The organism is Rhodoblastus acidophilus, assembly GCF_009720655.1.
Lineage (GTDB): Bacteria > Pseudomonadota > Alphaproteobacteria > Rhizobiales > Beijerinckiaceae > Rhodoblastus > Rhodoblastus acidophilus_A.
In genome coordinates, this window is record NZ_WNKS01000051.1 from 1 (window position 1) to 1,422 (window position 1,422).

A 1,422-nucleotide genomic window follows, 5' to 3' on the forward strand; every position below is an offset into this window, starting at 1 on the left:
GTAACTACCCACGGTCGAATCCCGCGAAGTGACTTTTCTGGCGCGGCGGCTTTGGCCGCGTTCGCCTGGTGTCAGTGAGCGACGATTTCGAGAATGGTCTTGAACGGACCTGCGCCCGCCAGGCGCGCGGTATCGACGGCGGTGCGCACGCCGGCTTCGAGGTCCGCGGCCCATCTGGCGCGGTAGCCGTTGGTGACCTTGCGCTGGATCACGCTTGGGCGCAGGCCGCGTTCGCTGACGTTGTTGGTGGGCTCGACCGCGCCGGGAAAGTCGCAGAATGTCAGCAGTTGGTCGCGGGCGCGACCGACCCTCGCCATCAGGTCTCGGGTCAGCTGACAGTCGGTCGGGGCGGCGAGGATAAGATCGAGATCGCGCTCGAGGGCCCGCCGTCTGGCGCGCAGCGTCGAGGCGGCGATGGTGGTGATGTCGCGCCCGAGAGCGAAAGCCCGGTCGAACCACAGGCGCAATCGGAACGGCGCGTCATCCTCGCTGTTCTCGTCGGCGAAGCGGGCGGCGCGATCGAGATGGGCAAGGCAGGTTTGCTGCCGGTCGGCGTGGCCCTGCTGGGCGCTGTAACGGTCGGAAGTCCACACCGTGGGGCGATGGCCGTCGAGCGCGTCGCGCACGACCTGGGCGCCGCGGCTGAAATCGACGCTGTGGACGACGGCGTCTTTGCTGCAAAACACCCATTGGAATGCGTTGACGCCCTCGATGCGCGCGCCGGTTTCGTCGCAGGCGATGAAGCGCGCCCGGCGCAGTTGCGACAGCGCCGCGTCCCGTCTGGCGGCGAACGCCGCCTGCATGCGCTTGAACATGTTCATCAGCGCGCCTTCGCTGATTTTCAGCCCGAACAGATCGAAAAACGCGAGGCGCAGCCGCTCGTAGGAAAACAGCTGCATGCTCTTCAGATAGACCGCCATCGCATGGATGTTCGGCCCGAATGGCGAGCCTTTGGCGGCTTCCGGCAGCGGCGCCTCGGTCGTCGCGCCGCAGCGCCCGCAGCGGATCGAAAACCGCCGATGGCGCCGAACGAACGGCCGGATCGGCGGCAACTCGATCTCATCATATTCACCGATCAACTCCCTCTCGGCGTCCACGTCGAAAGCCAGCCCGCAGCACGGACAGATGGAAGGGACGTGGTCTTCAAAGGCGTCGGGGTCGTCGCTGAGCGCGCGGAAATGGCCTTCGTGTCCGGGTTTGGCGCCGCCGGGCCTGGAGTCCTCGCGCCGCTCCTTGCGATCGGTCGATGGAGGTTTGGAGGAATTGCGCGAGGTCTTGTCCGGCCGCTGCAACCGCAGAACCAGCTCGATCAGTTCGTCCTTGCTGAGGCGCTCCAAATCACCGCGATTCATCCAAATTTTGAATCAAAATCCGGGCGGGAGCGCAAGCCCTGCCGCGCCGCCGATGGGCCTGGGTAATTAC

At 65.9% G+C, this 1,422-nt stretch carries 1 protein-coding gene; it reads right to left on the reverse strand.

What is annotated here, in order from left to right; all coding sequences use genetic code 11:
• Positions 1-71: 71 nt before the first annotated feature.
• Complete coding sequence (gene tnpC, locus GJ654_RS20635; protein WP_155448058.1) at positions 72-1,352, reverse strand: IS66 family transposase; 1,281 nt, start codon at positions 1,350-1,352, stop codon at positions 72-74.
• Between the last annotated feature and the right edge of the window lie 70 nt (positions 1,353-1,422).